The sequence below is a fragment of the Lutibacter citreus genome, assembly GCF_003260195.1.
In the GTDB taxonomy this organism is placed as follows: Bacteria; Bacteroidota; Bacteroidia; order Flavobacteriales; family Flavobacteriaceae; genus Lutibacter; species Lutibacter citreus.
The window spans coordinates 166,320-189,875 of record NZ_QEIH01000004.1 but is presented as its reverse complement, the minus strand read 5'-3'; the positions used below and the strand labels follow the sequence as shown (position 1 = coordinate 189,875).

The following is a 23,556-nucleotide window of genomic DNA, read 5'->3' as shown; positions in this document are numbered from 1 at the left end:
CTACCATGTTATTGTTTAGAGTTTTTGAAAGCAGATTTAGATTAATTTTTTATGATGTAAAATTTTAATAATTTCTTCATAATCAAAAGATAGTTGAAGTTTTACAGCTTGGTTGTAAGTAAACCAATTATAATCATTTACTTCTTCTTCCTGAATTTTTATTTCACCAGTCCAATTACCCAGAAATCTATAATATTTTCTTTCTTGCCATAGTCCTGTTTTTATAATTTTAGTTGGTGAAAAATTAAGATTGCATTCCTCTTTTACTTCTCTTATTACATTTTCTTCTGCAGTTTCGCCATTTTCAGCCCTTCCACCTGGACATCCCCAAAAGCCTGGGAATCGATCTGTATAATTAGAGCGCTGTAGTAATAGTATTTTGTTGCTTTGTAAAATTATTCCAGATGCTGCAAGAATCATAAATTAATTTATTGTTGAATAACACCAAAGGTAGCTGTTTGTCCAGTAGTAAGATTCCATTCTTTAGAAGAGATTAGGTTACCATTTGCATCGTAAACTGAAAGTTCAGCTGTATTTGGCCCGGATAATCCTTGGTTTAACGCTTGAAAATCTATACGATTGTAACCTTTTTCTAAATCTATATAATAAACGTAATAATTAGATTTTAATGAAATATTATCACTTACTATTTTTTCATTTAAATAAATTCTTATTCTATCGCCATCAATAGCACTGTAATCTCTACATTCAATTTTAACAGACTTTGTGCTACTTGTAACAGTACCCAAACTAAAATCACTTCTTAGTTTAGCGTGTGTAACATCTTTACCTTTCCAATATTTTTTACCAATAATATCTCTATCTTCTGGCAAGTTTTCCATTAAAAAATTGTGATTGGTGTTTTGTTTATTATCATTTATGTTTTTATTAATAGCTTCTATATCTAATTTTTTTTCAATTTTTAAACTGTTATCTAAATTTGTGCTTGAAGCAAGATTTATCTTTTTAGCTTGTAATTGGTTGGTACTTTTTATTGAGTTTATTTCACTTTCAATTTTCCTGACTTTAGAAATGTCGTTTTGCGAATAGCAATTAACAGCCATAATTCCAAAAAAAAGTAAACCAAGAATATTTTTCGCTAAAAGTTTCATTTATTATATTTTACAAATACTATCAAAAAAAATGCCATACAATCGGAATGTATATTTTAGGGTAAAAATAATAAAAAAAAGCCTTAACAATTGTTAAGGCTTTTTTAAAGTTTTATATAAATGGTTTATTTAACCATTTGGTAGCTACGTTTAATAAATTCTGTTAGTTCTTCACCTTGCAACAATCCCTGAGATAGTTTTGCCAAGTCAAAAGCTTGTTGAATTAAACGTTCTTGTTTCTTTTTAGTTTTAGTGTTTAAAATTTCACCTACTAATTCATTATTAGTATTTACAACTAAGTTATACATATCAGGGAAATTACCCATTCCCATCATTCCACCACCACCTGTAGCTTGCATTTCTTTCATTCTACGCATAAATTCTGGCTGCGTAATCATAAAAGGATTTGCATTAGAATCCATAGCTTCTAATTGAACAGTGTAAGTTTCTTTTGGAATTACTTCTTCAATAATAGGTTTTAAAGTTTCTTTTTCTTCATCAGAAAGTTTACTTATTTTTTCTTCGTCTTTCTTGATTAAGTTATCAATATGATCAGAATCTACACGTACAAATTGAACGTTCTCTTTAGTACCTTCTAATTTTTGAATTAAGTGAGAAACAATTGGAGAATCTAATAATAAAACTTCGTAACCTTTTTCTTTAGCAGCATCAATATAACTATGTTGAGCTTTAGCGTCAGAAGCATATAAAATTATTGTTTTATCGTCTTTGTCTGTTTGTGCTGGCTTAATTTTTTCTTCTAACTCAGCAAACGTATAATATTTATTATCTACTGTAGGAAATAAAGCAAACTTGTCAGATTTTTCGAAGAATTTCTCTTCAGAAAGCATTCCATATTCAATAATAACTTTAATATCATCCCACTTAGCTTCAAAACCTTCACGGTCATTTTTAAATAAGCTAATTAATTTATCTGCTACTTTACGAGTAATATAGCTAGATATTTTTTTAACAGCTCCATCAGCTTGCAAGTAAGAACGAGAAACATTTAAAGGAATGTCTGGAGAATCTATAACACCTCTTAACATTTGTAAAAAGTCTGGTACAATACCTTCAACATTATCTGTTACAAAAACTTGATTTTGGTATAGTTGAATTTTATCTTTACTAGGATCTACACTTTTACTTAATTTTGGAAAATATAAAATACCAGTTAAGTTAAAAGGATAATCAACATTTAAGTGAATGTTAAATAAAGGTTCTTCAAATTGCATTGGATACAATTCTCTATAAAAAGATTTGTAATCTTCATCCTTTAATTCAGTAGGGCTTTTTGTCCAAGCTGGGTTTGGGTTGTTTACAATATTGTCTACTGTAATTTTTTCAGCTACAGCATCTTCAGCAGCACCTTCTGGTAATGGTAAAGTTTCTTCCTTAGTTCCAAATTTAATTGGAATAGGCATAAACTTGTTGTATTTGTTTAAAAGTTCGTTAATTCTACTTTCTTCTAAAAACTCTAAAGATTCATCATCAACGTGTAAAACTATTTCAGTCCCTCTTTCAGTTCTATCAGTTTCTTCTAAAGTATATTGTGGACTTCCGTCACATTCCCAACGAACAGCTTTTGAGCCTTCTTGAAATGATTTTGAAAAAATTTCAACTCTCTCAGCTACCATAAAAGAAGAATAAAAACCTAAACCAAAGTGACCAATAATTCCTGAATCTTCAACTTTGTCTTTATATTTTTCAACAAATTCTTCAGCTCCAGAAAAGGCTACTTGATTAATGTATTTTTCAACTTCTTCACCAGTCATACCAATTCCTTGGTCAATAATTCTAATTTCTTTTTTATCTTTATCAACTTTAATTTCCAACATTGGAGTTCCAATATCGCCTTTTATTTCACCTAAAGTAGAAAGGTGTTTTAATTTTAAAGTTGCATCAGTTGCATTCGAAATTAACTCACGTAAAAATATTTCGTGATCTGAATACAAGAATTTCTTTATAATAGGAAAAATATTTTCAGCAGTTACATTAATATTTCCAGTTGCCATATGTGTGTATTTTTTTTAATTTATAATTATGGTTTTAGTTAGTCAAATAGAATACCAAACTTGTAACTGTGACATTATGACATATTGAAACGTAATTTGTGAATCTTTTTACTATTTTTATCTTTTAATTATAACTTATGATTGCAGACGATTTTACAATAATAAATGGATTTAAACATATTAAATACGAAGGAGAATCTTTTTTTGAAGATGAAATGATTAAACGTTCTCAAAACTATTTTGACTTTAATAATAAGAGACGTTCAATAAGACATTTTTCGGATAAGGAAATTCCTATGGGAGTAATAGAAAATATTATTAAAACTGCGTCAACAGCGCCTTCTGGAGCAAATAAGCAACCTTGGACTTTTTGTGTTGTTAAAAACTTAGAATTAAAAAAGGAAATTAGATTGGCTGCGGAAAAAGAAGAACGTAAGAGTTATAGCGAAAGAATGAGTGATGAATGGCTAGATGATTTAAAGCATTTAGGGACAGATGCTAATAAACCCTTTTTAGAAAAAGCACCTTATTTAATTGTAGTTTTTAAGCGGCCATTTGAATATGATAATGAAGGGAAAAAGCATCAAAATTATTATGTTAATGAGTCAGTTGGTTTGGCATGTGGGTTTTTAATTTCTGCAATTCATAATGCTGGTTTGGCTACTTTAACGCATACTCCAAGTCCAATGCGATTTTTAGAAAAAATACTTAAACGTCCAGATAATGAACGTGCGTTTTTATTATTGCCAGTTGGTTATGCAGCTGAAAAAACATTTGTACCAGACATTAAACGAAAAAACATTGATGAGGTTATAAAGGTATATTAAAATTGATTTTTTAAAAAATAATAAAAACCCGTTATTTTGAATTTATATATTCATCTTCATGTTGATATTCAAAAACTTCTTTGTGTACATTTTGTATGCTTTTGAAATGGTTTTTAAATTGTAGTTACATTAACTTATGATCCATTAGGAGAAATTGTTAAACTTTTATACATATCACTTTCTTTCCAGATAGAAGTACCTCCGTTTAAATAGATTTAATATATTTCAGAAAAAGTTAACTGTTCAAAGTTAAATTCATCAGTAGGGTTTTTTAATAAATCTTGGTAGGTTCTATTTTGAGCTTTTTAGCCATTTCACTTACAGAAACATTAGTAGCAAATCAAAATTACAGAAATTATATTTACTTATTATAAGTTAAATCAATAAGCGAATTTTTAAGAAGTTTTACATTATTGTATTATCACGAATTTGAAAAAATTAATTGTATAAACTTGAAGTTTTGTGTAAGTTTGGGAAAGTGATAATATAAAAGTTGAAATATGTATAATTCTAAAATAACGGGTCTTGGATATTATGTTCCAGATAACATTGTTACAAATAATGATTTGTCAAAGTTTATGGATACCAATGATGAATGGATTCAAGAACGAACAGGAATAAAAGAACGAAGATGGATTAAGGAAGGAAGTGAAGATACTTCTGCAGTAATGGGTGCAAAGGCAAGTAGAATTGCAATAGAAAGAGCAGGATTACAGCCAAAAGATATAGATTTTATAGTTTTTGCAACATTAAGCCCAGATTATTATTTTCCTGGTTGTGGTGTTCAAATTCAAGAAATGTTAGGTTTAAGAACTGTTGGAGCTCTTGATATAAGAAATCAATGTTCTGGGTTTGTATATGCAATGTCTGTTGCAGATCAGTTTATTAAAACTGGAATGTATAAAAATGTATTAGTGATAGGTTCTGAATTTCATTCTGGAGGGTTGGATAAAACAACTAGAGGTAGAGGTGTATCTGTTATTTTTGGAGATGGAGCAGGAGCAGCAGTTTTATCTAGAACAGAAGATAATTCAAAAGGGATTTTGTCTACGCATTTACATTCCGAAGGAAAACATGCAGAAGAATTAACGGTTTTAGCACCAAGTATTAGACATTGGGTACCAAAATTATTAGAAGAAAATGATGAAAATGATGAGTCATATTTCCCTTATATGAATGGTACATTTGTTTTTAAACATGCGGTAGTACGTTTTTCACAAGCTATTGATGAAGGATTAAAAGCTAATAATTTAGATGTGTCTGATATTAATATGCTAATTCCACACCAAGCTAATTTGCGAATTACTCAATTTATTCAAAAGAAATTTAAATTATCAGATGATCAGGTTCATAGTAATATTCAAAAATATGGAAATACTACTGCGGCATCTGTAATAATTGCACTTACTGAAGCATGGGAGTTAGGAAAAATAAAAGATGGTGATTTGGTAGTTTTAGCAGCCTTTGGTAGCGGATTTACTTGGGGTAGTGTTATAATTAGATGGTAGTAAAAAAAAATTAAAAGTAAATAGGTAGTCTGAAAACTATTGGGAAATGTTATTCTGAAATTATTTAAGATTCTTAAACTAAGGTTAACTAGTAATCATTAGAATCTTAAATAATTTTAGAATTATACAAGACTCACTTTTTAGATGGTCTATTTTTTTTAGAACCTGATTCACAATTTTTCATTTTGTAATGTTTGCCACTTTTAAAAGACTATTCAAAAAATAGGTAATTACCTATGTAGATGAACTATAATTATTTTTAATAAATGGAAAAGAAAACTTTAGTCTTAGGAGCTTCAATAAACCCCAATAGATATTCAAATATAGCAATTAAAAGGCTGGTAGACAATGCGGTTGAGGTTTGTGCTGTTGGAAATAGAAAAGGGGTGGTTTCTGGGATTTCAATTTTTACTTCAAAAGAAGACTTTAAAAATATTCATACAATAACCTTATATTTAAATAAAAATAATCAAGTTGAATATTATAATTATATTTTAAAATTACAGCCTGAAAGAGTTATTTTTAACCCAGGGACAGAAAATAAAGAATTAGAAAATTTGTTAAGAGAGAATAAGATTTCTTTTGAACATAGCTGTACTTTGGTGCTTTTGAGCTTAGACCAATACTAATTTTAATTTATTTCAAATACTTTTCCTGCTTCGGCTAATAAAGTGTTTTCAAAAATTTCTTGAGCTTCAGTTTTAAATTCTTGAATATTTTTATAACGACCACTATAGTGACCAAGAATTAATTGTTTAACATTTGCTTGTTTAGCAATACTAGCGGCTTGAGATGCAGTTGAATGTTTTGTTGAAAATGCAAGTTCTTCTTTGTCCTTTAAAAATGTAGCTTCGTGATATAAACAATTAACACCCTTTACAATATCAATAATAGACGGTAAATATACTGTGTCACTACAAAAGGCATAACTTTTAGGTTCTGTAGGATTAAAAGTAAGGTCTTCATTTTTAATTGTTTCCCCATTCTTTAGTGAAAAATCTCTTCCGTTCTTTAAATTTTGATAGTCACAAATTTCAATTTCTGAAAAATTAGAAATTGCGTTCATATTTAGTTTTCGTTCTCCAACTTTTTCTTTAAAAAGAAAACCATTGGTATAAACTCTGTGTTTTAATGGTATTGTATAAACTTCAACTTTAGAATCCTCAAATATTAATTCACTTTCATTTGATGATAGTTCATGAAAAATAAGAGGGTATTGCGTCCAAGATTTAGAAATTTTAAGTTGTAAAGTGATAATTTCTTGTATACCTACAGGACCATAAATATGTAATTCAGACTCTCTATTTAATAACCTAAAAGTAGAAATTAAACCAACCAATCCAAAAAAATGATCGCCATGTAAATGTGAAATAAAAATGTTTTTTATTTTGGAAAATTTAATGCTAAAACGTCTCAATTGAACTTGAGTTCCTTCACCACAATCAATTAAGAAATTATGATTTTTAATTTCTAAAAATTGCGCGGTAGGGTTTGCGTTTACTCGTGGAGTGGCTGAATGACAACCTAAAATTGTGAGTTTTAAACTCATCTAATAACTAATCTTTTTGATACAATTTCGGAATCTGATTGTACGGAATAAATGTACATTCCATTTGATAAATCATTACGATCAAAGAGAATTGAATTTTTTCCGCTTTTTGCATTTATTCTTTCATTATATACTGTTTTGCCAACTAAATTTTTAACAGAAAACTCTATCAACTGTTGTTTTGTTGAATAGAAATTAACTTTTGTACTAATGGTTAAAGGATTTGGATAAGCAGATACTGAAAGTAAAGTAGTTGTTGGCTTATTTTTTTTAATAACAGTATCAACTCTTTCTTTTTGCTGCGCAAAAGAAAAAGACAATGACAATAAAAATGTTATTAAAAGTAGTTTTTTCATCAATAAGCCTAATGTTTTAAAATCCTAATTCTCGTTCAATGCTATCCATTTCTAAAATATCTATAGCTTCTGTAAATGTAGGAACTATATTTAATTCGTCTGGTACTTCATCAATATCAATACCGTCAAAAATAATCACAAAACTTGTGCCATTTTCTTTATGTAATTTACTGATATTCAAAAATAATAATAATTCTTCAAGTTTCGTGTTAATTATTTCAGAAATATCTAAAATTAAATGTTCATCTTTAAATTTAGATAGCTCATTTTCTATATTTTTTAAAAAATTCTCTAAAGAATTATTCAAAGGTTTTATAAGTGTGTATTTATTTTCTTTTATTATTTTCATTTAATTATGTCTTTGTATTTGCTCAGCTAATAAATAAATAACAGCCATTCTAACTGCAACACCATTTTCTACTTGATGTAAAATAATTGATTGATCAGCATCTGCAACATCACTTGTTAATTCTACACCTCTATTTATTGGTCCGGGATGCATTATTACAATTTTCTTGCCAAGAGAATCTAAAAGTTTTTTATTAATTCCAAAAAGTTGTGCGTATTCTCTAGTTGAAGGGAAATAATTAATGGCCATTCTTTCATTTTGAACTCTTAAAACATTAGCCACGTCACACCATTCTAAAGCTTTTTTTATGTTGTATTCAACGCTAACACCTAATTCTTCAATAAATTTAGGAATTAGAGTTTTTGGTCCACAAACTTTTACTTCTGCACCTTGTAATTTTAAAGCATATATATTTGAAAGTGCAACTCTTGAGTGTAAAATATCTCCAACAATAACAATCTTTTTTCCTTCTACTGTACCCAGTTTTTCTCTAATAGAATATGAATCTAACAAGGCTTGTGTTGGATGTTCATGGGTTCCGTCACCAGCATTTACAATTTTTGCATCTACGTGTTTCGATAAAAAGTCGCAAGCACCAACATTTGGATGTCTCATAACTATTAAATCAACTTTCATTGATAGAATATTGTTAGCTGTGTCTATTAATGTTTCTCCTTTTTTTACTGAAGATTGACTTGCTGAAAAGTTAATTACATCGGCAGATAATCTTTTTTCAGCTAATTCAAAAGATAATTTTGTTCTAGTACTGTTTTCAAAAAATAAATTTGCTATTGTAATATCTCTTAATGAAGGAACTTTTTTTATGGGACGATTAATTACTTCTTTAAAATGATCAGCTGTTTTAAAAATTAAATCAATATCAGCTTTTTTTAAATGCTTTATTCCTAAAAGATGTTGTACGCTTAACTGACTCATGTAATTAATTATTTATTATATAAACGGTATCATCTCCGTCTTTTTCTTTCCAATTTACCGTTACTCTTTCTTCATTTATAACATCAACTTGTCTACCTCTATAATCTGGTTGAATAGGTAAATGTCTGCTAAATCTTCTATCTATTAAAACTAAAAGTTCAATATCTGAAGGTCTGCCAAATGATTGAATTGCAGTTAAAGCAGCTCTAATACTTCTACCGGAATATAAAACATCATCTATAAAAACTACATTTTTATCTTCAACTACAAAATTAATTTTGGTTTTATTAGCTTCAAGAGGTTCGCCTCGTCTTCTAAAATCATCTCTGTAAAATGTAATATCTAATTTTCCCAAATCTATATTAGGAATGTTGTAATCGTTTTTCAAAATAGAAACCAATCTTTCTGCTAAATAAATTCCACGAGGCTGTATACCTATAAGAACAGTATTTTCAAAATTATTATGATTCTCAATTAGCTGACAAGCCAATCGATGAAGAATTATGTGAATTTCTTTTGAGTTAAGTAGAATTTTTTTGCTCATTGCAATACCAAACATTGTTTGGAATACAAATATAAACCATTTTGTTAATTAATTTGTTAAAAACATTTAGAAGTTATTTTTAAAGAAGGCTTTTGTTCTTGTATTTTTATTTCAAACTAAATATTGTTTTTTGCTTATGCCTTTAACTCCAAAAGAAAATAGTTTATCGCTTTCCAAATTTGAATCAATGTTAAAAACTAACAGTGTTTATTTTTTTGATTCTGTTGAGTTTGAGGAGATTATACATTATTATATAGACACAGGTAAAATATCTTTGGCTAAAAAAGCTATTAAACTGGGTTTAACTCAACATCCAAATTCTGTTTTAATGAAATTATTAAAAGCAGAATTATTAATATTTGATGGGGAATTAGAGCTTGCCTCAAATTTATTAAAAGAAATTCAAGCAATTGAACCTACAAATGAAGAAGTTTATGTGCAGCAAGCAAGTATCTATTCAAAAATTGATGATCACGAAAATGCAATTAATTCATTAAAAATTGCTTTGGATTATACGGATGATGAAGCAGATATTTTATCAATGATAGGAATGGAATATTTATTTCTTGATAAATTTGATGAAGCTAGATTAAGTTTTGCGAAATGTTTAGAAGTTGATTTTGATGATTATTCATCGCTATACAATGTTATTTATTGTTTTGATATGCAAAACCAGCATGAAGATGCTATTGAATATTTAATTAATTATATAGAGAAAGACCCCTATAGTGAAGTAGCGTGGCACCAATTAGGTAGACAATATTTTGTAATTGAAAACTACAGACAAGCACTTAGAGCTTTTGATTATGCCGTATTAATTGATGAGAGGTTTGTAGGAGCATATTTAGAAAAAGCTAAAACTTTAGAGAAGCTTGAGAAGTACCAAGAAGCAATTGAAAACTATAAAGCAACTTTAGATTTAGATGATCCAACCGCTTTTGTATATTTAAGAATAGGAGAGTGTTATGAAAACCTTAAAAAATATACATTGGCTCTTAAGAATTATAAAAATGCAGTTCATGAAGATCCTTTATTAGATAAGGCTTGGTTGGCAATTATGGAGTTGAAGGTAAAAAATAAAGACTATAATAAAGCCTTATATTATATTAATAAAGCTATTGAAATAGATGATAAAAACAGTCTCTATTGGAGAAAATATGCTGAAATTAATTTAAAATTGAACAAATTTGAAGAATCAGTTGAAGCATTTCAAAATTGTATAGCTCTTAAAGATTGTAATATTGAAATCTGGGTTGGATTGAGTGATGTTTTATGTTATTTAGGCGATTATGAAGATGCGTTAATAAACTTATTAAAAGCCCAAAAATATTTTAAAGATTTTTCTGAAATTGAATATAGACTTTGTTCTATTTATTTTAAATTTAATGAGATGGCAAAAGGGGAGAAATACCTAAGAAATGCTTTATCCATAGATTTTGATTATCACCTTATGATAAAAGAACTATTTCCTGAAGTGTATAATAAGAAAGAAGTAATGGATATCATATCTGAATTTAAAAATTCTTCACTTTAAAATACTACATTTGTCTTTTATAGAAAATAAGACAAATGCAACAAAGAAATTTCATTAATTATTTAATAATTGCTCTTAAGGGAATGGCAATGGGAGCAGCAGATGTTGTTCCTGGCGTATCAGGTGGTACTATTGCTTTTATTTCTGGTATTTATGAAGAACTTTTAACTTCAATAAGTTCTATTAATTTTTCAACTTTAAAATTATTAAAAGAGCATGGGGTTAAGGCATTTTGGAATGCTATTAATGGGAACTTTTTAGCAACGCTGCTTAGTGGAGTTTTTGTAAGTATTATTTCACTTGCAAAATTAATATCTTGGTTACTTGAAAATAAACCAGTTTTGGTATGGTCCTTCTTTTTTGGATTAGTTTTAGCTAGTATTTTATTTATTGGTAAGCAAATTTCAAAATGGAATATTTCAACAGTTTTAATTTTTTTATTAGGAGCTGCACTCGCATACTACATTACAACTTTACAACCATTAATTTCTGAAAACACATCACCTTATTTTCTGTTTTTAGCTGGTGCATTGGCAATTTGTGCAATGATACTTCCTGGTATTTCGGGTTCTTTTATATTGGTATTATTGGGAGCGTATAAACCAGTTTTAGACGCAATTCATAATAGAAATTATCAGTTGTTAGGTATTTTAGCAGCCGGTGCAATTGTAGGATTACTAACTTTTTCTAAAATCTTAAAATGGCTTTTTACCCATTATAAAGATTTAACATTGGCACTATTAACAGGTTTTATATTGGGGTCTTTGAACAAAATTTGGCCTTGGAAGGAAACGTTAACCTGGAGAACAAATTCACATGGAGTTAAAGTGCCATTTAATGAGCAAAGTATTTCTCCGCTTTCTTTTGAAGGAGATTCACAAATTTTAATGGCAATTATATTAGCTTTAATAGGGTTCGCAATAATTATCATTTTAGAAAAAGTAGCTCAGATTTCTGAAAACTAATTAAAAATGGCTAGAGAACGTAATTTATTAGATAAATTCTTCCTTTTTTTAAAAGGTTTATCCATGGGCGCAGCAAATAAAGTTCCTGGGGTGTCTGGAGGAACAGTGTCTTTTGTTTTGGGTTTTTATGAAGAAATGATTTATTCATTTAGAAAAATAAATTACAAGGCATTTTTACTATTAATAAATGGTAGGTTTAAAAGTTTTTATGAATATACAAATGCCACATTTTTATTGTTGGTTTTTGGAGGGAGTACTTTTAGCTATTTTACTGTTTCTTTAGCACTAGACTATTTATTAAGGCATTATGAATTATATGTTTGGAGTTCTTTTTTTGGGATGATATTGGGTTCAATATATTATATATCAAAAGATTTTAATGATTGGAGAACAAGAAATATAGTTTCCATGATAATAGGAGCTATTATTGGAATAGCACTAAGCTTTATGAGCCCTGCAAAAGAAAACGATAACTTATGGTTTGTATTTGCCTGTGGAATAATTGGAGTTTCAGGGATGACACTTCCAGGATTGTCAGGTTCATTCATTCTTATTTTAATGGGGAATTATGTGCTGTTACTTGTTGATTCTGTTGCAATGTTATTTAAAACAATAACAGAAGTTTTTACAGGTGATTTTAGCTTTGTAGACAATTTGGAAAGAATGAAGTATTTAAAAGTAATCGCTAGTTTTACTGGAGGTTCAGCATTTGGGCTTATAGTTACTTCTCACATACTAGGTTACGTGTTAAAATACTGGCATCAGATAGTTACAGCGCTTATAATTGGTTTTATTACTGGTTCTTTAGGAATGGTTTGGCCATGGAAAAAAGAGGTTTATAAAGTTGAAAACGGAGTAAATTTATTTGATGCTCAAGGGAATAAAATAGTTGAAAATTTTAAAAGATTTTTGCCGAATTTATCAAGTCAAGAAACTTGGATAGCAATATTTTTTATTTTATTGGGAGCAAGTATTATTTTACTTATTGATAAATATGGAACAGAACGAAAAGATTATATAGATGAATAATAGAACTAAATTTGGACTTTTAGGAAAGGATATTTCCTATTCTTTTTCAAGAAAGTATTTTTCTGAAAAATTTGAGAAACTTGGATTAGACAACTTAAAGTATTTGAATTTTGACATCCCTGAAATTGAAGAATTCCCTTTTTTATTATATCATAAAGAACATGAATATAAAGGTATAAATGTTACTATTCCTTACAAGCAATCTGTTATGCGTTATTTAGATGAAATTGATGAAGATGCTAAAGAAATAGGAGCAGTTAATACGATTAATATTACAAATGAGAATAAATTAATAGGTTATAATACGGATGTTTATGGTTTTCAAAATTCTATTAAACCATTATTAAAAGAACATCATAAAAAAGCACTTATTTTAGGAACTGGTGGCGCTTCAAAAGCAATTGCATTTGGCTTGAAAAAATTAGGAATTGAATACAAGTTTGTATCAAGACGCCTTTCAGATAATGTATTTTTATATAGCGCTTTAAATGAACAAATACTTGAAGAATACACTGTAATTATTAATTGTTCACCTGTAGGTACATATCCAAATATAGAAGATGCTCCTAATATTCCATTTGAGTTTATATCAGACAAGCATTTATTATTCGATTTAATTTACAATCCATCAGAAACAAAATTTTTGCGATTAGGAAAAAATAATGGAGCAACTATTAAAAACGGATTAGAAATGTTAGAACTTCAAGCAGAAAAATCTTGGGAAATATGGAATGCCAATAAAAAAGAGTAAATTTAACGCAACTTAAAGCCTTATTTTGAATCTATTATTAAATGGTGTTTTAGGTAATGCTATTTTAAATTATTAATGAATATAATTATTGAACCTTAAACATTTTGATATGTTAGACGAAGAAAAGAAAGTACCAGTACAAGAAAACAATTTAACTCCAAAAGAAACAGAATCAACAGAATTAACAGAATCGAATGACCCAATTGAATCCAAAGAACCAATTGAATCGAAAGAAGTAATTGAACCAGTAGAAGAGAAGCTTGAAACAGAAAAGAGTAATGTAGTTTCAAATAAAGCTGTTGATGAAATTGACGATAAATTAGCTGAATTATCTGAAAACACAGATTACCCAGAAGATGAAGTTGCTGATTTTAACAATTTAACTTTAGAGGAGTTAGTTGAAGCTCTAGGTAAACTGGTAAAAGAAGGTCAGGTTCAAAGTATTAATAATAATGTTAACAAAATAAAGGATGTTTTTAATCTAAAATTTGGAACATTATTAAAAGCAGAAAAAGAGAAATTTTTAGCTGAAGGAGGTAATGTTATTGATTTTCAATATAACAACCCTATAAAATCCACTTACAATAGTATTCTTTATGATTTTAAAACTAAACGAAATGAGTTTTATGCAAATCAAGATGCCAAGTTAAAAACTAATTTAGAGGATAAACTTCAATTAATAGAAGATTTAAAGCGTTTAATTGATAATGCTGAAGGATCATCTATGTATAAAATATTTAAGGATATTCAAAAAAGATGGGTTGAAATAGGACCAATTCCAAGAGCAAAATACAACGATACTTGGCGCACATACCATCACCATGTTGAACGTTTTTATGATTTGCTTCACCTTAGTAATGATTTACGAGATCTTGATTTTAAACACAATTTAGATGAAAAATTAAAACTTGTAGAACGAGCTGAAGAGTTAACTAAAATTGAAGATATAAATGTTGCTTTTAAAGAGTTGCAGGTTTTACATAAATTGTGGAAAGAAGATGTTGGCCCAGTTGCAAGAGATGAAAGAGAAGCTGTGTGGGATAGATTTAGTGAAGCAACTAAATTAGTACATGATAAAAGACATGAGTTTTTTAGAGATATGCGTTCTAAGTTTGAAGGTAATATAGATAAAAAATTAGAAGTGATTTCAGCTATTGAGGCAGTTGACGTTTCTAAAAATGAAAGTCGTGTAGATTGGCAAAAAAGTATAAAGGAAATTGATGCACTTAGGAATAAATTTTTTGCTATGGGCCAAGTTCCAAGAGCTAAAAGTGATGAGGTTTGGGCAAAATTTAAAGATGCTACAAGAAAATTTAATGTGGAGAAAAATAAATTTTTCAAAAATGTTAAAAAAGACCACTTTGATAATTTAAATAAAAAGAAATTATTAATTGAACAAGCGGAATCTCTTAAGGATAGTGATGATTGGGAAATGACTACTGAGGTTATGAAAAAGATTCAATCTGATTGGAAAAAAATTGGTCATGTACCAAGAAAATATTCAGATAAACTTTGGAAAGATTTTAAAGCAGCTTGTAATCATTTCTTTGATAGATTACATGATAAACAAGATGAAGGTAATAAAGAACAAATTGAAGTTCTTAATAAGAAGAAAGACTATCTAAAAGAGTTAAAAACTATAATTGAAGAAAAGAAAAAAATTACTATTGCTAACATAAATGAGTATGTGAGTGAATGGAGAGCAATGGGAAGCGTTCCTTACGAAATGCGTCATATTGAGGGTAAGTTTAATAAGTTACTTGATAGAATAGTTGAGAATAGTGATTTAGAGAAAAAAGATATTGAAATGCTTAAGTTTGAAAACTTAGTAAATAATTATCTTGAACAAAAAAACTATAGAAAATTAGATTCTGAACAATTGTTTATTAGAAAGAAAATTGATGAAACAGTTAGAGAAATTCAACAGTTAGAAAATAACTTAGGGTTTATTTCAAACGTTACAGAAGATAATCCTTTAGTGCAAAATGTAAGAGGGCAAATAAATGCTTATAAAGAAAAATTAGATGTTTGGAAATCCAAACTTGATTATTTAAAACAACTAGATAATTAGATAAAAAAAAGCCTGCTAATGCAGGCTTTTTTTTATTCATATATTAAATATTTTATTCATGTTTTAAATAGGTGGCGATTTCAATTTTAACCTCACTCCAGGTCTTAGAAATACCATCTTCACCAGAATGTAAACCATAACAAACTTTATTTAAAGCAGCTATAGCAGCTTGAGCTTGCCAATTATCTAAATTCATAATTGCTTCAATAGTTACCATTTGATCACTCATTACAAATGTAATAGGTAAATCTTGTGATATTCCATTCATAACAATTTCAACCGTTCCTGAAGTTTCATTATTAATGTGAATTGTTCCTTTTATATTTTGAGTATCTACCATAGAACCAAAAAAGAACTTTTTAAGTTTTCCGTCTCTAATTGTATCCTTAGTAAATAAACTATTTACTGGAATGGAAAACTTTAAATTGTTAAGAGCTTCTAATGCTGTTTTAGCTTTTGTATTAGCTTCCTCTATTTTTAGTTTTGTAAATTGTCCTTTAACGGGAACCTTTCCTGTAGTTTTATAGGCAATCCAATTTATTGTTGTAGTTTTTGGCTCAACAGTATATCCTTTTTCTTCTGTACTTATTTCCTTTTTCTTTGGGTTTTCTTTACAAGAAATTGTAATTGCAATTACAACAATTAGTAAAATAAGAATGTTATGCTTTTTCATTTTATAGATGTTTATTTACAAGTTTAATATATTCTAGTTTAGCTTTATCCTCAGTAAGATGATTCAACTGGATCCATGCGTTTAGTTTAAAAGCATTTCTCAATTGTACTCCACCTGAAGAGGATTCTTCGTAATTGTTTCCTTTAGTAGCTTGCTTATAGTATGCGTAAAATTGGAGCATTACGTCCTGAGGAAGCTTTGTATTTGTATTGGAAGCTTTAAAATATGCTTCTTCAAATTCTTTGTCTAGTTCTTTGTATAATTCTTTAGTCATTGATTAACTTATTACATAGATTAGATTCTGGCAATAATTTGCTCACCGCCTTTAACCTTATCATTTATATTAACTTCAATTTTAGAGTTTAACGGTAGAAAAACATCTATTCTAGAACCAAATTTAATAAACCCAGCATCAGTTCCTTGCACTACTTGTAGTTCTGGTTTTGCATAATTTACAATTCGCTTAGCAAGGGCTCCAGCAATTTGTCTATAAAGAACTTCTCCAAAAGTATTATTTTTAATAACAACAGAAGTTCTTTCATTTTCTTCTGAAGATTTAGGGTGCCAAGCAACCAAAAACTTTCCTGGGTGATATTTACTAAACTGTATGTTTCCACCTATTGGATATCTAGTTACGTGAACATTAAGAGGAGACATGAAAATTGAAATTTGGATTCTTTTATCTTTAAAATATTCTTTTTCAAAAACCTCTTCAATTACAACAACTTTTCCATCTGCAGGAGCAATTATTGAGTTATCATCAATTATTGTATTTCTTTTTGGATTGCGAAAAAATTGCAAAATAAGAAGAAACATTATTAATAAAACAGCTGATAACGCTTTATTAAGCCAATTAATTTCTATGAAATTTTCGATGAGAATTATTCCAACACCAACTATTAATGTTGAAATTAAAATTATTTTATAACCTTCTTTATGAAACATAATTATTGAACAAATTGTAAATAAATAAAAATAAACGGTGCAGCAAAAATTACACTATCAAATCTATCAAGAAATCCTCCATGACCAGGAATAAAATTACTACTGTCTTTAACTCCAGCTTGTCTTTTAAACATAGATTCAATTAAATCTCCCAATACTCCAAAGATACTAACAATTCCTGCAATTACAATCCACTGGGTTTGTGATATACCTAAAAATTTATTTGAAAGAATAAAACTAACTATAAATGTGAATATCATTCCACCAATAAAACCTTCAATAGTTTTGTTTGGAGAAATACGTTCTAATAGCTTTCGTTTACCAAAATTTTTACCAATTAAAAAAGCAAAAGTATCATTTGTCCATATTAAAATAAAAACGCCTAAAATGGTTGTATTTATATAATTAAATGAAGAATTTAAAAAAGGAATTTGGACTATTAATGTAAAAGGAACTACAATGTAAATTATTGAAAGAAAAATTTTACCTAAGTGGCTAATTACTTCTTCTTTTTTTGCAAACAAAATGGAAGCGAATGTAATAAAAATAGTTAAGGATAGAAATAAACCAACATATTCATAAATAATTTTTGAGGGAATATCTTCTACATTTAAAATATTTCCAAAAATAAATAGTAAAATCCCTATAATATATGGAAAGATACTTTTAAGACTTATCATTTTTAAAAATTCATATAAACAGAATAACATTAACACAAAAAAGAGACTTATGAATGTGATTTTGCTATATAATATCGAAAAAATTAAAACACCAACAAATACAATCCCTGAAAGTGAACGTTTTAAAAGTTGCCCCATAAATTATAAATCTTCAAAAAGTAATAAATATAAGTTTTTAGAATTTGTATTACCATAACTCATAAAATGATCATCTGAAGAGTTAGGGTTATAGTTTTTAATAGCACTAATATTACTTGGTATATTCCCTTTGTATCTTGTTTTAATACCTGTTAAACTTTCACCTTTGGTCTTTACTAATTGACTTGTGGTAGCATAAACTATAAAGTTTTCAGATAATTCAGATATTTTGTTTTCTTTTAATTGATTTGAAGAAAATAAAATACTTCCATTTTCAGCAATTAAATGTTCACAACTAAGAAAAATAGGATGATAGTTTGATATTTTATTTTTTATCTTAAGGTTAAGGGTTTTTATTAATTTTAGTAAATCAATATCATTACAAATAATAGTTTCCCAATTGTTTTCCTTTATAATATTGTCTAAATTTAATATTACATCTTCTAATGACGTGCAATACAAAAACTTACCTTGATTTTTGATGAAATTTTCAACGAAAATTTGATCAAGAGGTAAGTTTTTTGATTCCGTAGAAGAAGGTGTATCCGAAACTTTTGGTTTCGAAGATCTAAATATGTTTTTGAATATACCCATTGTTACTTTGAATAAATTCAAAATTAGGAAAATTAATTAATTTAATCCTCTGTTTTTAATGAATTTTCATTTTTAAAAGAATCTTGTGCTTTTGAAGTTTCTTCTTCTCTCTTAATAATATCGTTTTCAAATTCTCTTTTTCCAAAGATAAGCTCTAAATCTTTTTTAAAGATAACTTCTTTTTCTAGCAGAACTTCGGCCAAAGTAGTAAGTTTATCTTTGTTTTCAGTTAAAATATCTATAGCTCTTAAATACTGACTTTCTATTATTTTAGATATTTCCTTATCAATTGTTTCGGCAGTTTGCTCACTATATGGTTTTGTGAAATTATAGTCTGCTTGTCCTGTAGAATCGTAATAAGTAATATTTCCAATATTTTCATTTAATCCATAGATAGTAACCATTGCTCTTGCTTGTCTTGTAACTTTTTCAAGATCATTTAATGCCCCGGTAGAAATCTTATTGAACATTATTTTCTCAGCAGCTCTTCCTGCTAATGTTGCACACATTTCATCTAACATTTGTTCAGATTGAACAATTTGTCTTTCTTCAGGTAAATACCAAGCTGCTCCTAAAGATTGCCCTCTAGGCACAATTGTTACTTTTACTAAAGGTGCGGCATGTTCTAACATCCAACTTGCGGTAGCATGTCCAGCTTCATGAAAAGCAATAGTTTTTTTCTCTTTTGGAGAAATAATTTTATTTTTCTTTTCAAGACCTCCAACAATTCTATCAACGGCATCTAAAAAATCTTGATGATGAACTGCTTTTTTACTTTGTCTTGCAGCAATTAAAGCAGCTTCGTTACATAAGTTAGCAATATCAGCACCAGAAAATCCTGGAGTTTGCTGAGATAAAAATTCTATATCAACATCTTTATGAAGTTTTAAAGGTTTAATATGAACCTTAAATATTTGTGCTCTTTCATTAATATCTGGTAAATCAACATAAATTTGTCTATCAAAACGACCAGCTCTCATTAAGGCTTTATCCAATACATCTGCTCGGTTTGTTGCAGCCAATACGATAACATTAGTATCTGTACCGAAACCATCCATTTCAGTTAATAACTGGTTTAATGTATTTTCTCTTTCATCATTCCCACCTGTCATATTATTTTTACCACGAGCACGTCCAATAGCATCAATTTCATCAATAAAAATAATTGATGGAGATTTTTGCTGTGCTTGTTTAAATAAATCTCTAACTCTAGATGCACCTACACCTACAAACATTTCAACAAAATCCGAACCGGATAAAGAAAAGAAAGGAACACCAGCTTCTCCTGCAACAGCTTTTGCTAATAAAGTTTTTCCTGTACCAGGAGGGCCAACTAATAAAGCTCCTTTTGGTATTTTTCCTCCTAAAGAAGTGTATTTATCTGGAGTTTTAAGAAAGTCAACAATTTCTTGTACTTCTTCTTTTGCACCTTCTAAACCAGCAACATCTTTAAATGAAGTTTTTACTTTTTGATTTTCATCAAATAGTTTTGCTTTAGATTTTCCAATGCTAAAAATTTGTCCACCACCACCTGAACCACCGCCAGACATTCTTTTCATGAAATAAATCCATAAACCAATTAAAAATATAAAAGGTAAGTAAACAAATAATGTATCTACTAAATTAGTTTTCTCAACATTTGAAGTGTCAAAATCTAAATTTTCAGCTTGTTTTTGTTCAGTTAATTCTTTCTCAAAATTTTGAAGGTCTCCAAAATCATAATAATACATTGGTGTATTTGCTGAATATAACGACCCTTTATTTTTTTTGTGTTTTTCTTTTTCAGAAGCGTCACTTTTTATATAAATGTTCGCTATATCTTTATTTACAATAACAATTTTATCAATGTCATTGTCTTTTAAGATTGTCTTAAATTCATTTTGACTTAAATTTTTAGTAGATAAATTATCACTATTTAAAACTTGATAGCCTATAAAAAGGACTAAAAGAATTCCGTAAATCCAGTAAAAATTGAATTTAGGAGTTTTTATGTTTTTATTCTTAGGTGTGTTTTTCTTTTCTTGGCTCATTTATTTATTTTTTCAATAAGTTGAAATAATTATTAATTTGAAGAAGGAATTGTTGTTATTTTAGCATCTCCCCATAAACTTTCAATATCGTAAAATTCACGAATATGTTTTTGGAAAACATGCACTACAACATTAACATAATCAATTAGTATCCATTCAGCATTACCTTCTCCTTCAACATGCCAAGGTTTTTCTTGCCCAATTTTACCAACTTGTTTTTGAATTATACCAGAAATGGCATTTACATGTGTGTTAGAAGTTCCAGTAGCAACTATAAAATAATCACAAACTGTATTTTCAATATCTCTTAAATCTAATATTTGTACATCAACTCCCTTGATTTCGTCTATCGCTTTTAAAATGACTGCAATTAAATCGTCAGCACTTACATTTTTTTTTGTCATTAACTTTTTTTATTTGTGTGCAAAGTTATTGTTTTTTTATCATAAATTGTCATTTCAATAACTTTGTTAACTATTTTAAAATCAAAATGAATATAATCAAAATTAGTGCCATTGATTCGACGAACTTATACTTAAAACAGTTGTTGATGAAAAGTAAACTTAAAAATTTTACAACTGTGGTTACTGAGAACCAAACAGCAGGTAGAGGTCAAATGGGGACAAATTGGATTTCTGAGAAAGGTAAAAACCTTACGTTTAGTGTTTTAATTGATTTGAAGTCTTTTGAGATTAGAGATCAGTTTTATTTGAGTATGTCGGTTTCTTTAGGTATTTATTCTGTTTTAATGGAAGAATGTGATACTAAATTTTATATAAAATGGCCAAACGACATATTGGCAGTAAAAGACAAAGTAGCTGGGGTTTTAATAGAAAATATAATAGGAGGGGCATATATTAAACACTCTATTGTTGGAATTGGTTTAAATGTAAATCAGGAAAATTTTCCAAATGAAATTACAAATGTTTCTTCTTTAAAAAGAATTGGATTAAAAGATTATAATTTAGATGAACTCCTATTAAAAATAATTAACTCAGTACAATATTTTGTAAGTTTTATTGAAAAGAAAGAATTTTCTAATCTTAAAAAAATGTATTTAGAACAATTATTTATGATTAACAAACCTGCAATGTTTGAAGATATTAAAGGCCGTATTTTCTTAGGTAAAATTGTTAACGTTTCTGAGGCTGGAATGTTAATGGTTGAATTAGAAAATGAAAAAATTCGCAAGTTTAATTTAAAAGAAATTAAATTTGCGAATCGTTAAATAAGTAGTGTTAACTTATAAATTACTTGCGTTTTCAGTTAATGTATTTATAAATTTTTGAAGTGGGCTTTTTACCATCATTGCCATCATTGGGTTAAAATCTCCGTTAAAAAGTAATTGACTTTCACAAGAGTTTTCAGAAACTTCTTTTATTAAAACAGTTAATGAAAAATTTAGTTTACTGCTGGCAGCTCCTAATATTATTTTATCAAATTCTTGTTTTTCCTTTATAACTAATCTAATTTCGGGCATACCTTTTAAACTAAATAGAAAAGAATCTCCATCTACTTCAAATTTTTGTGTGTTTTCAGGCATTAATTCCTTAAAATTTTTCAGGTCTAATAAAAACTCAAAAAATTCTTTTTGAGATTTATTTATTACAGATTTTTTAGTTTCTAAATTCATAATTAATTTATTGATTCCATTTACTTGGGTTTTCTCTCCATTCTTTTAAGGTATTCATTTCATCTTTAGTTATATAACTACTATCTAAAGATTGTTCAAGTAAATGATTATAATCACTTAATGTGGTTAAATTTACATTTGCTTCAGCAAAATTTTCATCAGCAACATCAAACCCATAATTAAAAATGGCAACCATACCTTTAACATTGGCTCCTTCTTCTCTTAATGCTTTTACAGCGTTAAGACTGCTTTTTCCAGTGCTAATAAGATCTTCAACAACAACAACATTCTTGTTTTTTTCTAAAAGACCTTCTATTTGATTTTTTCTTCCATGAGATTTAGGTTCAGGGCGAACGTAAATAAAAGGTATATTTAAGTGTTGCGCAACTAAAACCCCAATTGCAATAGCTCCTGTAGCTACTCCAGCAATTACGTCTGGTTTTCCGTATTCACATTCAATTATGTTTGCTAAGTTTTCTCTTAAATAATTTCTTATTTTAGGGAAAGAAAGCGTTGTTCTATTATCACAATAAATAGGCGATTTCCAACCAGAAGCCCAAGTAAAAGGATCATTCGGTTGCAATTTAATTGCTTTTATTTGTAATAATAGTTCTGCAGTTTTTTTTGCTGTATCTTTGTTCATAATCATAATGCAAATGTATAAAGTTTTTGTGAATGATAATCCTATTATTTTGACAGAAAATAATAAGATTTCAACAAATTTGAAAATTAACAATTTTAAAGAAGTACAAATTATTGATTTAATTGAAGAGTTATTTCAGTTAAAAAATAGTGGTATTTGTTTAATATGTGATGACTTGCAAATGTGTTGGAGTACTTTTATAAAATATTTTAAAATTCAAAAAGCTGCAGGAGGAAAAGTTTTAAATGATAAAAATGAAATTTTATTTATTTATAGATTTAAAAAATGGGATCTTCCAAAAGGTAAATTAGAAAAAGGAGAATCAATTTCTCAATGTGCCAAAAGAGAAGTTGAAGAAGAATGTGGAGTTTCAAACTTAGAAATTAAAAAAGAGTTAGAAACCACCTATCACATTTTTAAAAGAAAACATAAAACTATTTTGAAAATAACGCATTGGTATTTAATGACTACTAACTACAGTGGAAAATTAGTTCCTCAATTAGAAGAGGGAATTGAAGATGTTACTTTTTTTGATGAAGCTAAAACAAAAGAAGCTTTAGTAAATACCTACGAAAATATAAAGTTACTTTTCTAATTTGTAACGATTTCGTAACTCACAAAGTTTAATTACAATCTACTACAAAAAAGACTTATATTTGCAGCTTTTGTAAAAT

General features: G+C 28.1%; 27 protein-coding genes. 10 read left to right on the top strand and 17 right to left on the bottom strand.

Going from position 1 to position 23,556, the window contains the following annotated elements; translation table 11 throughout:
* Positions 1–36 precede the first annotated feature (36 nt).
* From DAD81_RS09860 to htpG, 3 genes are all read right to left on the bottom strand, one after another.
* Positions 37–420: an NUDIX hydrolase gene (locus tag DAD81_RS09860; RefSeq protein WP_111708097.1), complete on the bottom strand. Its 384-nt coding sequence runs from the start codon at positions 418–420 to the stop codon at positions 37–39.
* 8 nt (positions 421–428) lie between these two features.
* A complete protein-coding gene (locus tag DAD81_RS09855) occupies positions 429–1,112 on the bottom strand; it encodes a hypothetical protein (protein ID WP_111708096.1) in 684 nt (227 codons plus the stop codon).
* Between the two features lie 125 nt (positions 1,113–1,237).
* A complete protein-coding gene (htpG, locus tag DAD81_RS09850) occupies positions 1,238–3,127 on the bottom strand; it encodes a molecular chaperone HtpG (RefSeq protein WP_111708095.1) in 1,890 nt (629 codons plus the stop codon).
* Positions 3,128–3,264: 137 nt separating this feature from the next.
* On the opposite strand from htpG, the gene DAD81_RS09845 reads away from it, so the two are divergent.
* The 3 genes from DAD81_RS09845 to DAD81_RS09835 all read left to right on the top strand — a co-directional run bounded on the left by DAD81_RS09845 (position 3,265) and on the right by DAD81_RS09835 (position 6,091).
* Positions 3,265–3,954: a nitroreductase family protein gene (locus tag DAD81_RS09845; protein WP_111708094.1), complete on the top strand. Its 690-nt coding sequence runs from the start codon at positions 3,265–3,267 to the stop codon at positions 3,952–3,954.
* Between the two features lie 500 nt (positions 3,955–4,454).
* Positions 4,455–5,462 (top strand): 3-oxoacyl-ACP synthase III family protein, encoded by a 1,008-nt coding sequence (locus DAD81_RS09840; protein ID WP_111708093.1) that lies wholly within the window; start codon positions 4,455–4,457, stop codon positions 5,460–5,462.
* Positions 5,463–5,728: 266 nt separating this feature from the next.
* The gene (locus tag DAD81_RS09835) at positions 5,729–6,091 is read left to right on the top strand and encodes a CoA-binding protein (RefSeq protein ID WP_111708092.1); all 363 of its coding nucleotides are present in this window, start codon (positions 5,729–5,731) and stop codon (positions 6,089–6,091) included.
* Positions 6,092–6,093: 2 nt separating this feature from the next.
* Here DAD81_RS09835 and DAD81_RS09830 read toward each other — a convergent pair whose 3' ends face one another.
* The 5 genes from DAD81_RS09830 to pyrR are packed head-to-tail and all read right to left on the bottom strand — an operon-like array spanning position 6,094 to position 9,196.
* A complete protein-coding gene (locus DAD81_RS09830; protein ID WP_111708091.1) occupies positions 6,094–7,011 on the bottom strand; it encodes a ribonuclease Z in 918 nt (305 codons plus the stop codon).
* A complete protein-coding gene (locus DAD81_RS09825; RefSeq protein ID WP_111708090.1) occupies positions 7,008–7,367 on the bottom strand; it encodes a T9SS type A sorting domain-containing protein in 360 nt (119 codons plus the stop codon). The genes DAD81_RS09830 and DAD81_RS09825 overlap by 4 nt, the downstream gene beginning before the upstream one ends.
* Before the next feature lie 16 nt (positions 7,368–7,383).
* Positions 7,384–7,716, bottom strand: coding sequence for a ribonuclease Z (locus DAD81_RS09820; RefSeq protein WP_111708089.1), 333 nt, complete (start codon positions 7,714–7,716; stop codon positions 7,384–7,386).
* Complete coding sequence (locus tag DAD81_RS09815) at positions 7,717–8,652, bottom strand: aspartate carbamoyltransferase catalytic subunit (RefSeq protein WP_111708088.1); 936 nt, start codon at positions 8,650–8,652, stop codon at positions 7,717–7,719.
* 4 nt (positions 8,653–8,656) lie between these two features.
* Entirely contained in the window at positions 8,657–9,196 is a 540-nt protein-coding gene (pyrR, locus tag DAD81_RS09810; RefSeq protein WP_111708321.1) for a bifunctional pyr operon transcriptional regulator/uracil phosphoribosyltransferase PyrR, read from the bottom strand.
* Between the two features lie 136 nt (positions 9,197–9,332).
* Between pyrR and DAD81_RS09805 the strand changes: the two genes are divergently transcribed.
* The 5 genes from DAD81_RS09805 (at position 9,333) to DAD81_RS09785 (ending at position 15,546) form a co-directional block, all read left to right on the top strand.
* Positions 9,333–10,730 carry a tetratricopeptide repeat protein gene (locus DAD81_RS09805; protein WP_111708087.1) on the top strand — a complete coding sequence of 466 codons (1,398 nt, stop codon included), beginning with the start codon at positions 9,333–9,335 and terminating at the stop codon, positions 10,728–10,730.
* A gap of 35 nt (positions 10,731–10,765) precedes the next feature.
* The gene (locus tag DAD81_RS09800) at positions 10,766–11,695 is read left to right on the top strand and encodes a DUF368 domain-containing protein (protein ID WP_111708086.1); all 930 of its coding nucleotides are present in this window, start codon (positions 10,766–10,768) and stop codon (positions 11,693–11,695) included.
* 6 nt (positions 11,696–11,701) lie between these two features.
* The gene (locus DAD81_RS09795) at positions 11,702–12,724 is read left to right on the top strand and encodes a DUF368 domain-containing protein (protein ID WP_111708085.1); all 1,023 of its coding nucleotides are present in this window, start codon (positions 11,702–11,704) and stop codon (positions 12,722–12,724) included.
* Positions 12,717–13,475, top strand: a complete 759-nt coding sequence (locus tag DAD81_RS09790; protein ID WP_111708084.1) for a shikimate dehydrogenase family protein — start codon at positions 12,717–12,719, stop codon at positions 13,473–13,475. Before DAD81_RS09795 ends, DAD81_RS09790 begins: the two co-directional genes overlap by 8 nt.
* Before the next feature lie 109 nt (positions 13,476–13,584).
* Positions 13,585–15,546, top strand: a complete 1,962-nt coding sequence (locus DAD81_RS09785) for a DUF349 domain-containing protein (protein WP_111708083.1) — start codon at positions 13,585–13,587, stop codon at positions 15,544–15,546.
* A gap of 52 nt (positions 15,547–15,598) precedes the next feature.
* Here DAD81_RS09785 and DAD81_RS09780 read toward each other — a convergent pair whose 3' ends face one another.
* The 7 genes from DAD81_RS09780 to rsfS are packed head-to-tail and all read right to left on the bottom strand — an operon-like array spanning position 15,599 to position 21,010.
* Entirely contained in the window at positions 15,599–16,219 is a 621-nt protein-coding gene (locus tag DAD81_RS09780) for a YceI family protein (RefSeq protein ID WP_111708082.1), read from the bottom strand.
* A 1-nt stretch (position 16,220) separates the two neighbouring features.
* Positions 16,221–16,493, bottom strand: coding sequence for an acyl-CoA-binding protein (locus tag DAD81_RS09775; protein WP_111708081.1), 273 nt, complete (start codon positions 16,491–16,493; stop codon positions 16,221–16,223).
* 20 nt (positions 16,494–16,513) lie between these two features.
* Positions 16,514–17,164, bottom strand: a complete 651-nt coding sequence (locus DAD81_RS09770; RefSeq protein WP_111708080.1) for a phosphatidylserine decarboxylase family protein — start codon at positions 17,162–17,164, stop codon at positions 16,514–16,516.
* Between the two features lie 2 nt (positions 17,165–17,166).
* Positions 17,167–17,982: a phosphatidate cytidylyltransferase gene (locus tag DAD81_RS09765; protein ID WP_111708079.1), complete on the bottom strand. Its 816-nt coding sequence runs from the start codon at positions 17,980–17,982 to the stop codon at positions 17,167–17,169.
* 3 nt (positions 17,983–17,985) lie between these two features.
* The gene (locus DAD81_RS09760; RefSeq protein WP_111708078.1) at positions 17,986–18,576 is read right to left on the bottom strand and encodes an LUD domain-containing protein; all 591 of its coding nucleotides are present in this window, start codon (positions 18,574–18,576) and stop codon (positions 17,986–17,988) included.
* Positions 18,577–18,617: 41 nt separating this feature from the next.
* Positions 18,618–20,606, bottom strand: a complete 1,989-nt coding sequence (ftsH, locus tag DAD81_RS09755) for an ATP-dependent zinc metalloprotease FtsH (RefSeq protein ID WP_111708077.1) — start codon at positions 20,604–20,606, stop codon at positions 18,618–18,620.
* A 32-nt stretch (positions 20,607–20,638) separates the two neighbouring features.
* The gene (gene rsfS, locus DAD81_RS09750; protein ID WP_111708076.1) at positions 20,639–21,010 is read right to left on the bottom strand and encodes a ribosome silencing factor; all 372 of its coding nucleotides are present in this window, start codon (positions 21,008–21,010) and stop codon (positions 20,639–20,641) included.
* Between the two features lie 86 nt (positions 21,011–21,096).
* On the opposite strand from rsfS, the gene DAD81_RS09745 reads away from it, so the two are divergent.
* Positions 21,097–21,834 carry a biotin--[acetyl-CoA-carboxylase] ligase gene (locus DAD81_RS09745; RefSeq protein ID WP_111708075.1) on the top strand — a complete coding sequence of 246 codons (738 nt, stop codon included), beginning with the start codon at positions 21,097–21,099 and terminating at the stop codon, positions 21,832–21,834.
* A 15-nt stretch (positions 21,835–21,849) separates the two neighbouring features.
* Here the strand turns inward: DAD81_RS09745 and DAD81_RS09740 are convergent, their stop codons facing one another.
* Together DAD81_RS09740 and pyrE are read right to left on the bottom strand one after the other, a co-directional pair.
* The gene (locus DAD81_RS09740) at positions 21,850–22,239 is read right to left on the bottom strand and encodes an SRPBCC family protein (RefSeq protein WP_111708074.1); all 390 of its coding nucleotides are present in this window, start codon (positions 22,237–22,239) and stop codon (positions 21,850–21,852) included.
* Between the two features lie 7 nt (positions 22,240–22,246).
* Positions 22,247–22,888: an orotate phosphoribosyltransferase gene (gene pyrE, locus DAD81_RS09735; RefSeq protein ID WP_111708073.1), complete on the bottom strand. Its 642-nt coding sequence runs from the start codon at positions 22,886–22,888 to the stop codon at positions 22,247–22,249.
* A gap of 7 nt (positions 22,889–22,895) precedes the next feature.
* Between pyrE and DAD81_RS09730 the strand changes: the two genes are divergently transcribed.
* Entirely contained in the window at positions 22,896–23,477 is a 582-nt protein-coding gene (locus DAD81_RS09730) for an NUDIX hydrolase (RefSeq protein WP_111708320.1), read from the top strand.
* Positions 23,478–23,556: the final 79 nt, after the last annotated feature.

Bases quoted from the DNA above. Each gene is read 5' to 3' on its own strand.
- DAD81_RS09845 (WP_111708094.1), top strand. From the start codon at position 3,265: ATGATTGCAGACGATTTTACAATAATAAATGGATTTAAACATATTAAA.
- DAD81_RS09825 (WP_111708090.1), bottom strand. From the start codon at position 7,367: ATGAAAAAACTACTTTTAATAACATTTTTATTGTCATTGTCTTTTTCT.
- DAD81_RS09740 (WP_111708074.1), bottom strand. From the start codon at position 22,239: ATGAATTTAGAAACTAAAAAATCTGTAATAAATAAATCTCAAAAAGAA.
- DAD81_RS09815 (WP_111708088.1), bottom strand. From the start codon at position 8,652: ATGAGTCAGTTAAGCGTACAACATCTTTTAGGAATAAAGCATTTAAAA.
- ftsH (WP_111708077.1), bottom strand. From the start codon at position 20,606: ATGAGCCAAGAAAAGAAAAACACACCTAAGAATAAAAACATAAAAACT.
- DAD81_RS09780 (WP_111708082.1), bottom strand. From the start codon at position 16,219: ATGAAAAAGCATAACATTCTTATTTTACTAATTGTTGTAATTGCAATT.
- DAD81_RS09855 (WP_111708096.1), bottom strand. From the start codon at position 1,112: ATGAAACTTTTAGCGAAAAATATTCTTGGTTTACTTTTTTTTGGAATT.
- DAD81_RS09730 (WP_111708320.1), top strand. From the start codon at position 22,896: ATGTATAAAGTTTTTGTGAATGATAATCCTATTATTTTGACAGAAAAT.
- DAD81_RS09830 (WP_111708091.1), bottom strand. From the start codon at position 7,011: ATGAGTTTAAAACTCACAATTTTAGGTTGTCATTCAGCCACTCCACGA.
- htpG (WP_111708095.1), bottom strand. From the start codon at position 3,127: ATGGCAACTGGAAATATTAATGTAACTGCTGAAAATATTTTTCCTATT.
- DAD81_RS09770 (WP_111708080.1), bottom strand. From the start codon at position 17,164: ATGTTTCATAAAGAAGGTTATAAAATAATTTTAATTTCAACATTAATA.
- DAD81_RS09860 (WP_111708097.1), bottom strand. From the start codon at position 420: ATGATTCTTGCAGCATCTGGAATAATTTTACAAAGCAACAAAATACTA.
- rsfS (WP_111708076.1), bottom strand. From the start codon at position 21,010: ATGACAAAAAAAAATGTAAGTGCTGACGATTTAATTGCAGTCATTTTA.
- DAD81_RS09790 (WP_111708084.1), top strand. From the start codon at position 12,717: ATGAATAATAGAACTAAATTTGGACTTTTAGGAAAGGATATTTCCTAT.
- pyrR (WP_111708321.1), bottom strand. From the start codon at position 9,196: ATGAGCAAAAAAATTCTACTTAACTCAAAAGAAATTCACATAATTCTT.
- DAD81_RS09785 (WP_111708083.1), top strand. From the start codon at position 13,585: ATGTTAGACGAAGAAAAGAAAGTACCAGTACAAGAAAACAATTTAACT.
- DAD81_RS09800 (WP_111708086.1), top strand. From the start codon at position 10,766: ATGCAACAAAGAAATTTCATTAATTATTTAATAATTGCTCTTAAGGGA.
- DAD81_RS09820 (WP_111708089.1), bottom strand. From the start codon at position 7,716: ATGAAAATAATAAAAGAAAATAAATACACACTTATAAAACCTTTGAAT.
- DAD81_RS09840 (WP_111708093.1), top strand. From the start codon at position 4,455: ATGTATAATTCTAAAATAACGGGTCTTGGATATTATGTTCCAGATAAC.
- DAD81_RS09775 (WP_111708081.1), bottom strand. From the start codon at position 16,493: ATGACTAAAGAATTATACAAAGAACTAGACAAAGAATTTGAAGAAGCA.
- DAD81_RS09760 (WP_111708078.1), bottom strand. From the start codon at position 18,576: ATGGGTATATTCAAAAACATATTTAGATCTTCGAAACCAAAAGTTTCG.
- pyrE (WP_111708073.1), bottom strand. From the start codon at position 22,888: ATGATTATGAACAAAGATACAGCAAAAAAAACTGCAGAACTATTATTA.
- DAD81_RS09765 (WP_111708079.1), bottom strand. From the start codon at position 17,982: ATGGGGCAACTTTTAAAACGTTCACTTTCAGGGATTGTATTTGTTGGT.
- DAD81_RS09805 (WP_111708087.1), top strand. From the start codon at position 9,333: ATGCCTTTAACTCCAAAAGAAAATAGTTTATCGCTTTCCAAATTTGAA.
- DAD81_RS09795 (WP_111708085.1), top strand. From the start codon at position 11,702: ATGGCTAGAGAACGTAATTTATTAGATAAATTCTTCCTTTTTTTAAAA.
- DAD81_RS09745 (WP_111708075.1), top strand. From the start codon at position 21,097: ATGAATATAATCAAAATTAGTGCCATTGATTCGACGAACTTATACTTA.
- DAD81_RS09835 (WP_111708092.1), top strand. From the start codon at position 5,729: ATGGAAAAGAAAACTTTAGTCTTAGGAGCTTCAATAAACCCCAATAGA.